Source organism: Desulfobacterium sp. N47, from assembly GCF_051233685.1.
In the GTDB taxonomy this organism is placed as follows: Bacteria; Desulfobacterota; Desulfobacteria; order Desulfobacterales; family RPRI01; genus RPRI01.
This window is the reverse complement of record NZ_JBAMMY010000204.1, coordinates 1-10573: the sequence shown is the minus strand read 5'-3', so window position 1 is coordinate 10573 and position 10573 is coordinate 1. Positions and strand designations below refer to the sequence as shown.

9 protein-coding genes are annotated in these 10573 nt (G+C 44.4%); 6 read left to right on the top strand and 3 right to left on the bottom strand.

The genetic code is table 11. From position 1 onward, the window contains the following. Nucleotides 1-257: 257 nt before the first annotated feature. The gene (locus VXK47_RS13285) at nucleotides 258-944 is read right to left on the bottom strand and encodes an SDR family oxidoreductase (protein WP_435549268.1); all 687 of its coding nucleotides are present in this window, start codon (nucleotides 942-944) and stop codon (nucleotides 258-260) included. A gap of 364 nt (nucleotides 945-1308) precedes the next feature. Between VXK47_RS13285 and VXK47_RS13280 the strand changes: the two genes are divergently transcribed. Beyond that, nucleotides 1309-1572: a hypothetical protein gene (locus VXK47_RS13280; protein WP_435549267.1), complete on the top strand. Its 264-nt coding sequence runs from the start codon at nucleotides 1309-1311 to the stop codon at nucleotides 1570-1572. 244 nt (nucleotides 1573-1816) lie between these two features. After that, entirely contained in the window at nucleotides 1817-4027 is a 2211-nt protein-coding gene (gene katG, locus VXK47_RS13275) for a catalase/peroxidase (RefSeq protein ID WP_435549266.1), read from the top strand. Between the two features lie 141 nt (nucleotides 4028-4168). Here the strand turns inward: katG and VXK47_RS13270 are convergent, their stop codons facing one another. Next, entirely contained in the window at nucleotides 4169-4441 is a 273-nt protein-coding gene (locus VXK47_RS13270) for a hypothetical protein (RefSeq protein WP_435549265.1), read from the bottom strand. 795 nt (nucleotides 4442-5236) lie between these two features. On the opposite strand from VXK47_RS13270, the gene VXK47_RS13265 reads away from it, so the two are divergent. Next, nucleotides 5237-6772 carry an NTP transferase domain-containing protein gene (locus VXK47_RS13265; RefSeq protein WP_435549264.1) on the top strand — a complete coding sequence of 512 codons (1536 nt, stop codon included), beginning with the start codon at nucleotides 5237-5239 and terminating at the stop codon, nucleotides 6770-6772. A 24-nt stretch (nucleotides 6773-6796) separates the two neighbouring features. On the opposite strand, the gene VXK47_RS13260 is transcribed toward VXK47_RS13265, so the two are convergent. Then, nucleotides 6797-8104 (bottom strand): (Fe-S)-binding protein, encoded by a 1308-nt coding sequence (locus VXK47_RS13260; RefSeq protein ID WP_435549263.1) that lies wholly within the window; start codon nucleotides 8102-8104, stop codon nucleotides 6797-6799. A 394-nt stretch (nucleotides 8105-8498) separates the two neighbouring features. On the opposite strand from VXK47_RS13260, the gene VXK47_RS13255 reads away from it, so the two are divergent. From VXK47_RS13255 to VXK47_RS13245, 3 genes are all read left to right on the top strand, one after another. Continuing rightward, nucleotides 8499-8954 carry a FecR family protein gene (locus VXK47_RS13255; RefSeq protein ID WP_435549262.1) on the top strand — a complete coding sequence of 152 codons (456 nt, stop codon included), beginning with the start codon at nucleotides 8499-8501 and terminating at the stop codon, nucleotides 8952-8954. Nucleotides 8955-8993: 39 nt separating this feature from the next. Continuing rightward, on the top strand, nucleotides 8994-9593 hold the full coding sequence (locus tag VXK47_RS13250; RefSeq protein ID WP_435549261.1) for an OmpA family protein: 600 nt from the start codon (nucleotides 8994-8996) through the stop codon (nucleotides 9591-9593). Between the two features lie 262 nt (nucleotides 9594-9855). Beyond that, a complete protein-coding gene (locus VXK47_RS13245) occupies nucleotides 9856-10278 on the top strand; it encodes a GNAT family N-acetyltransferase (RefSeq protein WP_435549260.1) in 423 nt (140 codons plus the stop codon). Nucleotides 10279-10573 lie beyond the last annotated feature (295 nt).

Genomic DNA, 10573 nt, shown 5'->3' with positions numbered 1-10573 from the left:
TGAAATGCCGCATCCAGGTGGAAAACTTTTCCGGCAAGACGGTGAGATCCGTTTACCAGGATTTCCATGCCAAAGTATTTTCAAAGAACCTGACGATGATGATTGCCAATTCAGTTGAGCCGCTTGTTGAGAAAAATACAGAGAGCCGGAAATATAAGTATCAAGTCAATTTTACCCAGGCGCTTTCGGCAATAAAGAATGTCATTGTGCTTTTGATCCTGCGCCCCAGCGACAAGATTCACTCTATTATTGAAGATCTACAGGCGCTTATTCTCAGATGTGTCGATGCAATCCGGCCCGGTAGAAGTAATAAACGAATTTTCAAAAAGCGAAATAAAAAGTTTAACCCGGCTTATCGGCAACCAGCTTAATTCAACGGCATTGACTCCGTATGAACAGATTTCACGGCGAAGCCCTTCTGCTATTGCTCCTATGGCAAACTTGCTGGAACCGTAAAATCCGCTGAATGGAGATACGTTTCTTCCTGCAACGGAACCTACGGCAACAATATCTCCGCTTTTACGTTGAACCATATACTGTCCTGCTTGCCTCATCAGATAAGCCGCACCAAAGACGTTGACCTGGTAGACTTCCTGCCATTTAGCCAAATTGGTGCTTATTACACCACCGGCAAGACCCCGGCCCGCATTTGCAACCAGTATGTCATATTTGCATCCCCCGTCATTCCAGCTTAAAGAACGATTTAAAAGCAAATCAATATCTGCCTGAACACCTGCATCGCCGGATACGATAAGAGATTTACCTCCTAAACCGGAAATTTCCGAGGCCAGTTCCTCAAGCCTGTCCTTACGCCTGGCATATATTACAACTGCAGCTCCGGCCTGAACCAGAGCCAAGGCTGTGGCGCGCCCAATGCCTGAACTTGCGCCGGTTACTATAGCTGTTCTTCCGGAAAGAGGTTTGTTTGTTTTGCTGTCGTTCATACTATTGGCTCCTGTTTATGAATGTCCATAGATTTACATAAAATTAAGATATATAAATTTGATTATTCAACGTAGTTGAATAATTTAAAAATACGGTTTAATCAATATCAAGACAATAAAATAAAATTATGTCGTTAAGTTAGCATATACGTAGCATTCTTAATATTATTGCGTATTAACAAAAGTATAAGTTGAATGCAAGGAAGATAAATAATGTAACTTCTCAATAACTTCGGGCAGAGAAACTCTGCATATTGGTTGAATATCCATACCATATTTTTGCCACTGGGCTGAATTTGGTTGCGTTACTGATTGTTTTCGGGTAGTTGAGCTAATAACAAATCGTATTTCTGAGAAAGAGAAAATGACTGTTCAAATTCCCAGAATATCCGGCATTCCCGAAGCTGAACGAACTCCGCTGGTTTTGATACTTTTGGAAGCTATTGCTCAGCTCAGGGAGGAAGTTCAACTGTTAAAGGATGAAATTGCCAGGCTTAAAGAATACAAAGAGTTACCGGATGATCAGAAAAAAATCAGGATTGAATCGCAGTTTGATCAGATATTTACCCGGCAAACCTGCTTTGCCAACACGAATTCCATGTACTTTCCAGGGGAAAAAAAGGATTAATCCTATTGGATCAAATGAGAGCTGTTGATAAATCAGGATTAATTCAAAAGCTTGGTATAATTACTAAAAACGCTCAGATCAAAACAATCAGCTGTTTACAAGATCTTTTTGCGTATTAATATGTTAACAAGCCCATTTCACTCAGACGGAAATTCCACTGCATTGTCTAACTTGACAGTGCACTGGGTGAACCGCTGACCGGCTTGTTGTGCAAATCCAAACCTGAAAGGAAAGGAGAACAGGGATGACTGAAGATAGCAAGTGCCCGGTAACGGGCAAAACGAACAAACCCGCTGCAAGCAGAGGAACGTCAAACCGTGACTGGTGGCCGAACCAGTTGAACCTTAGGATTCTTCATCAAAATTCTTATATGAGTAATCCCATGGGCCAGGCGTTCAACTACTCTGAAGAATTCAAGAAACTCGACCTGGCTGCCCTTAAGAATGACCTGTATGCGCTGATGACCGACTCGCAGGATTGGTGGCCGGCAGATTACGGCCACTATGGGCCGTTCTTCATCAGGATGGCGTGGCACAGCGCAGGTACATACCGCACCGGTGACGGCCGCGGCGGTGCTGGGCGCGGCACCCAGCGCTTTGCGCCGCTCAACAGCTGGCCGGACAACGTGCTTCTCGACAAGGCGCGCCGTCTGCTCTGGCCGATCAAGCAAAAGTACGGTAAGAAAATCTCCTGGGCCGACCTCATGATCCTTGCCGGCAACTGCGCTCTGGAGTCGATGGGCTTTAAGACCTTCGGCTTCGGCGGCGGGCGCGAGGATGTCTGGGAGCCGCAAGAGGATATCTACTGGGGTGCCGAAGAGGAATGGCTGGCTACGAGCGACAAGCCCAAAAGCCGTTACACCGGCGACCGCGATCTCGAAAATCCCCTTGCCGCCGTGCAGATGGGGCTGATCTACGTGAACCCGGAAGGTCCGGACGGCAATCCGGATCCGGTTGCCTCCGGCCGTGACGTCCGCGAGACCTTCGCGCGCATGGCGATGAACGATGAAGAAACCGTCGCTCTCGTCGCCGGTGGTCACACCTTCGGCAAATGTCACGGCGCAGGCAGTGCATCCCATGTCGGTCCGGAACCCGAAGCTGCTCCTATCGAAGAGATGGGACTTGGCTGGAAGAGCAGCTTTGGCAGCGGCAAAGGCGGCGATACAATCGGCAGCGGTATTGAGGGCGCCTGGAAGCCGAACCCAACCAAATGGGATATGGCTTATCTGCGTGTGTTGTTCAAATACGAGTGGGAGCTGGTCAAGAGCCCGGCCGGCGCGAATCAGTGGCTGGCCAGGGACGTGGCCGAAAATGACATGGTGGTCGACGCGCATGACCCTTCAAAGAAACACCGGCCGATGATGACCACAGCGGATCTCTCTCTTCGCTTCGATCCGATCTATGAGCCCATAGCGCGTCATTATCTGAAAAACCCCGGGGAATTCGCGGATGCCTTTGCCCGGGCATGGTTCAAGCTGACGCACCGCGATATGGGCCCCCGTTCGCGCTATCTTGGGCCGGAAGTACCGGCAGAGGAACTTATCTGGCAAGACCCGGTGCCCGCAGCTGATTATAAGCTGATCGATGCGCAGGATATTGCCGACCTCAAGGAAAAGATACTTGCTTCGGGACTGTCTGTCTCCCAACTGGTCTCGACGGCCTGGGTCTCGGCGTCCACGTTCCGCGGTTCCGACAAGCGCGGTGGGGCAAACGGCGCGCGCATACGTCTTGCTCCGCAGAAAGATTGGAAAGTCAACCAGCCAGCCCGGTTGTCGACTGTCCTGCAGACCCTTGAGAAAATCCAAAAGAAGTTCAACAGCGCACAGTCAGGCAAGAAGATGATTTCGCTCGCTGATTTGATTGTTCTGGGCGGATGCGCAGGTGTCGAGCAAGCTGCGAAGAATGCCGGTAATGATGTGACCGTTCCCTTCACGCCGGGACGCACGGATGCGTCTCAGGAGCAAACCGACGTGGAGGCGTTCACCGTACTCGAACCGGCTGCAGACGGGTTCCGTAACTACCTCAAAACCAAATATACAGTATCGGCAGAGGAGCTGCTGGTTGACAAGGCCCAATTGCTGACGCTGACCGCCCCTGAGATGACAGTTCTTGTTGGCGGTATGCGCGTATTGAATACCAACTTCGGGCAATCCCAACATGGTGTATTCACCAAGCGGCCGGAGACGCTCACCAATGACTTCTTCGTTAATCTGCTCGACATGCGAACGACCTGGAAGGCAACCCCGGAAGACAAAGATGTGTTCGAGGGCCGTGATCGCGCAACAGGCGAACTCAGGTGGACCGGCACTCGTGTCGATCTCATCTTCGGTTCGAACTCCCAACTCAGGGCCTTGGCGGAAGTCTATGCAAGTGAGGACTCCCGGGAGAAGTTCCTGCAAGATTTTGTTGCGGTGTGGAACAAAGTAATGAACCTTGACCGTTTCGACATCGCCTGATCGTAGAACAAACGTTTTCGAGTGCTCTATAAGGCGGCAAAAAAAGGTCGGCTAATCGGGTAGCCGGGGTTTTTCTCCCCCGGCTACCAAACATCAATTCGGGTGATTGGGAACGGGTGCTTATATATAGATTGACATGTTTCAGTCAAAGACCCCTGGCTTTGCAGGTGGTCTTTGACTCTTTAAGCCATGATATTGTGCTAAAGATTCTCCCTGTTCCATCTTCATTTTAACCGAAGCAAGTAACATATTTTTCTTAATATTTATTTCAATTCTGGAAAAATCGTGAAGATGTTTTCTCACACCAACATCAAAAGCTTCTTTCCGGCCATCAAATGTATCTGCCAATTCACGGAGAAAGGAGCTTATCTCATTTGCTTTTATATCTTTTTTAATTTTAATTTCTTTGCTCATAATTCGATCCTTTTTTTAAAAAAAATGCCATGAAAAAGTTTTCCATGCCGAATCAATACAGGTTTATACGCTTTAAAGATAAAACCAAAATAAATTTGCTGACCGATTATTTATAAGATGTGGGCTTTTCGTACGTATCTGTCTGAAATGATCGCTGTATAAAAGAGCTTATTTAAAACATCTGCCTGATGATTAAATATAAGTATAACTATCTGTTATAATGTGTTATTGTAATTGAAAAGTGGGTACAGCCTGGTTAAAGTACCCATTTCCTGATTTTATAGATAATAAACATAAAAATTGTGTTTTGTATAGTATCCCAAAGTATACCTTTTATGATTTTTTTCCGCATATTTTAAAGGCTGTGTTTTGCAATCTTGTGAGCCGGTTTCAAAAAGTCCCATTTAGACCGATCTTTTGCGTTGGGCTCAAATTTTAATTCTCGAAATACTAAATGTATTCCTGTGGTTAAAATTTTCGCCCGCCTTGACCTTGACCAAACCGAAACATTTTGAAAGTGGCTCCTGTATTAGAATTTTTGTTTGTTCATATTGGCCATGATTTAGAATGTTAACATTATACCGGTAACTTATAATGGGCATTTGATTATAAGTTGCTATCAACAATGAAGTATGGCACGTAAGATTTATGCCAAGAATATAGAGAACAGACGCATATAGGCGTTTCATCTTGGTATTACAGGTTTATAAAAAAGATATTAAACAGGGAAAGAAGCCGGATTCAATTTGTTTCAGGCAATCTCTTTATTGAAAAAAATCAGGAGTAATATTTAATATGGCTGGTTCCAATTCGAAAAAGATTAATGCAGCTTGTCTGATCTTGGCCGGAGGGCAGGGCAAGAGGCTTACGCCGGACAAACCTCTTCTGGAAATAAACGGAAGATCGATCATCGAACGGACGGCAAGTGTGGTCGTACCCTTGTTCGAAGAAGTATTCATAGTGACTAATACACCGGAAAAGTATGAAACGCTTTCTCTTCCTTTTGTGTCCGACGAACGTCGGGGCTGTGGTCCTCTGATGGGCATCTATAGCGGGCTTCGAAGGATAAACCATGAGATAGCGTTTGTATGCGCAGCAGACATGCCTTTTTTAAATGAAGAGATCATCCTTTCGGAATTTCTCGTACTCGGTACATTCGATATCGTAGTTCCCTGGCCGGGGGAAAGGCCGGAATTTCTGCACGCCTTCTATCACAAACATTGCTTGCCTGCTATGCGGAAAAACCTTGAAGCCAATCTGTTTAAAATCGAAACGCTGGTTGAGTGCTGCAATACCCTATACCTGGACAGAAACTGGTTTACACAAAACGGGTTGGCACAACAGATCGATGTTACATTCATGAACATCAATACGCCGCAGGATTATCAGCGATGTCTTGCACATGGGGAAGAAGGAAAGGAGCATGAAATCATTGGTTCATTTCGGATGCGAAGAGGTGCGCACGGCCTGGATGTGCTTAAGGCCATCGCACCCGATGTGCTGCAGGAGGTGCGTCAGACATTAATCGAACAGGAGACCAACTATCAAAACAAGTCTGCTGAAGAAGTGTTTTCCAGCCTGTGGTCCCATGGCTCAAGGGTCAGCCGCATCGCCCATCACATCGCAAAAGCGGAGGGCCTGAAGGAAGAACCGGCCCTGCTCGCCGGCCTTTTGCATGACATTGGAAAGTTTGCCAACGGAAGCTATCATGAGAATGATATCCCTGAAGAGGAAAATGCAGCCCGGTTCGCGGAAAAAATTCTCTCAGGAACAATATACGAAAGATGGATTCCGATAATCAACGAAGCTATACTTTCCACATATTTAGAGGGTGAAGCTACCAATGATATCGGCAGGGTGTTGTATGATGCTGACCGTCTCGACAAGCTGGGTAATATGGGAGTTGCCCAGTTTTTTGCAAAGAAGGCGCTGCGTAGGCAGTTTCTGGATGATGATTTATTGATTCGAACAAGTATCGAGCTGACTTATGCATACCATGCTCCGGATACACTAAAGACTTCAACCGGAAGATCCATCGCTAAGCTGCGAAGCATCAGGACTCGCAGGTTTTACACGGAACTTCTGGAAGAATGGATGATGCTTGGGCTCGGCGCATTCAAGATCATTGAAGAAGACATTGCAGGGATTATATGCATACTTGTGATCCCGTGTGAATGTTCATGCGGCGGTTGTCTTAGACTCGAATCCGATATCCGGGATGCAGTAAAGTGCAGGTCCGTACTTGTAAAGTATGTATGTGAAGAGTGTGGTATGGAAAGCGAATTTTCCTTCTGCCTTCCGAGCATAAATGGCCTGCCGCAAACACGTTAAGAATTACCGGAAATCGGATTGGATTTAAAAATTGCATTCAAGAGACTCATCATAAATTTCTATTGTATGTTTTACTTCGATTCTGTCGTTTGATTTTGAGAGCATATCTGAAATCTGAATCATGCAGGCGGGGCAAGCGGTTGCAACCACCGAGCATCCTGATGATATAATGTTATTGCGTTTTCTTTTTCCAATATCAGCAGAAATGTCATAATGCTGCAAATTAAAGCTTCCGCCCATTCCGCAGCACCAGCCTGCTTCCGGCATTTCCATGAAACGATAATTTTTGTTTGCTTTCAGCATTAATCTTGGCTCTGTACTCACACCCAGCGACTTATTCAGATGACAGGGGTCATGATAAGTAATGATTTTGCCGCTGTCATTTTCGGGTTTTGTTGTGTTTATGCCGATCTTTGAGACTATAAACCGGTTTATATCAATTACTTTTTCAGAAATTATATCTACTTCGTCTCTTACCTTCTTTCCCAAATTTTCCCCTGCCATAAGGGGCCAGAATTTTTTAATAGTTGCAGTGCAGGTTGCGCAGGAAGTGACAAGATAATCGAAATCGAAAGGTCTGAATTTTTCGATATTGTATAGAAGAAGTCTTTCAAACGACTCGATATCTCCCGATGATAGAGCAGGAATACCACAGCAACCCTGCCCTTGGGGCATAAAAACCCCGACCTCATGAAAAGAAAAAACACGCATAGCAGCTAAAGCCACATCCGGGAAAATTTTATCTATTAAACATCCTGTAAAATAAGCAATTTTGATACCCGATTTTCCGGGAAGGATATCTGCGGATGGAGAAATACGATGAAAAGGAACCGGAGCAAGCGGCATAAAATGTCGCTGATTAAGAATCGGCGAAGCGATCCGGCTGCATGATGTGCCAATAATATCGCTTGCAGGTTTTGTGAAAAATCTCTGAAACTTCGTTCCAACTTCAAATAGTCTGTCAAATGTTTGAGGATTTGCCAGCAATTTTCTAAGGATAAGTTTTTTGCTTGGGGATAAACCCATAAAAGCGGTTAAAATAGCTCTTGCTCTAATAAAAATATCAAGAACCTTTACCCCACTCGGACAATTTGCAGCACATGAGCCGCATAAAAGGCATTTGTTTAAATGTTCATAAACACCATCGGGATTTTCAAACATTGTGTTTAAAAGCCCGTCTAAGATTGCAAGCTTACCCCGGGCAACATCTGATTCTTTTCCTGTTACCGAAAAAATGGGGCACACAGCCTGACACATACCGCATCTCGTGCAAAGAGTAAGCATCTTTTCAAGCTCGGCCATAAGCTGTGCAAGCTGTTTCATATCGGACATCTTTATTTTCTCCCCATATTTTCTATCGTACCGCAATTCCGGTATGCTGAACATATATATATTTTCTTCACCAATATCCAGAATATAATTGAGTGCAATTACAGTCTTTACTGCCTCAAAAATGTTTCAAAGACCGTAGCGGATTATGCAGGTTTATCCTGCAACATACCGGATTATTGGCCGATTTATTGCTTAATTTTTCTTGACAATCCGTTTGTCATCCTGTAACAATTTAAACGGGTAAGATATTTAACAATTGCTTATTAGTTCATACCGGTTTCAAAAAGATATTAAGATTATACCCGTTATTAAACAACTTTTAATTTCTCTTGTTTTAATCTTAAAAACAGAAATTTTATCAATAATCAGCGGCATTATTTAACCGGAGAAGACCATGAAAAAACCGGTCGTTTTTGTGATTATACTTTTGCTTTGGGGATTATCTAATACTTCGTTTGCCGATATGCAGCACATCGGTAAAATAAAGGGAACAAGCGGCATAGTCTCCATTCAGCGAAACGGCAAAATGATTCCGGCTTTTCCTAATATGAAAGTTTATTTAAACGACTCACTTATCACCGGTTCCAATGGGGTTGCAGGCATTCTTCTTGAAGATAATACTCTTCTTTCCATGGGTTCGATGAGCCGGTTAGCTCTTGATAAATTTGACTTTTCTCCGGCTAACAACAAATATGCCCTGCAATTAAGAATGGGTCAGGGAACATTTGTCTATCTGTCGGGTCTTATGGGTAAGCTTGCGCCAAATGCGGTTAAGATTGAAACACCCTCGGGTACTATCAGTATGCTTAAAGAAACCAATTTCATGGCTCGTTTTCCGGGTGATGAGTAAGATTATTTATCGAAAAATATACGCACAGGATGGATGCTGATGAAAGGGAATCGTTTTTTTGCCTTATTGCTTATTTTTTTTCTGGCCGGATGTGCCGGTAAAGAAAACCTTATTGTACTTACACCTGATGCCAATGGAACTGTGGGTGCTATTCAGTTCAAAAACGAGAAAGGCTCAGTTGTTCTCGATGAACCAGGCAAAGCGATTATTGCAAAGGATTCCCAGTCGCCTCCTTCGGCATCAACCCCTATTGCAGATGCCGATACCCAGACAATTTTTCGGGAGGCGCTAAGTGCAAAACCATTGGCGCCTCAAAGTTTTATATTGTATTTCGATTTTGATTCCAACAACCTGACTGCTGAGTCGAATAAACTTATCGACGATATCCTTCAAGCTATAAAGGAGCGGGATTCGCAGGATATTCCGGTGGTTGGTCATACTGACCGTGCGGGTAACCCTGACTATAATTTTTCGCTTTCCATGCAACGGGCCACTGCCGTTCGCGACCTGCTTGTTAATAGGGGTATCAAATCCGAATTTATCCAGATATCTTCACATGGCGAAGGCAACCCGCTGATTCCGACAGCAGATAATGTTGCCGAAGCACGCAATCGCCGGGTAGAGGTTGTTGTTCGATAACCTGCATATAAAGCTTAAGCGGATTAATTGGAAATAACTTTCGGTATTGATGGAAAACACATCCGGCATTCCTTTATGACTCAAATTATAAAAAAGTACGACACCGTCAGGATTAACTGTTGCTTTAACCGAAACATTGAATCCTGACAGTGCAAATCAGCAGATACTTTTAATGGAATGATATTATTCAGATTATACTGGTAGTAATTTTCAGGCAAGAATACTTTTTATAGAATATTTCAGATTAACAAAAGGCAATGGCATGAATGCTGTTTTGAAATTCCGACCGGCTATTCCGGATGACGAACCGTTTCTGAGAGAATTGCGTGCTCATCTGGATGCCGAAAGATTGTTTATTCACTATTGGAATACGCAAGATGAAGAGTTGAAGCGAAATATACTGGATCTTCAATATCGGGCTCACGAAAAACATTTTCAGCATGTAAAAAACAACTGGGAAACCAAAGATAATGTAATTGAACTGGACGGCAAGCCGATTGGCCGCTTTATCGTCAGTGGCGACCGGGATGAAATCCGCCTGGCCGATATCCTTATTGACAGTAATTATCGTTGCTATGGAATAGGGCAGGCGGTTTTGGACATGACGAAAGCTGAGTGTATGCAGTCAAAACGGCCCCTGCGTCTTCATGCAGATAAATTCAGCCGGCGGTACAGTTTTATCTGAACCAGGGATTCCGGGCAATTGAAGAAACGACAACTCATTATCTAATGGAGTGGAGGCCTGCTTCACTTCCCGAAAAAACGCAATACTTTTTTAACAAATAAATCCGTATTACAACTTTTAAGATCGGAAACTGATAATAACATATCGGAGTCAATATAATTAATAGCAGGTAAACTCCCGGCTCTGCCGGGAGACTCCCGGAGTTTGACAATTCCGGGATTATGAATTTGACAGGCGTTCATCATACATGATGCTTTTGTAATACCCGAATGCTTTTATCGGGAATCCAGCTTTT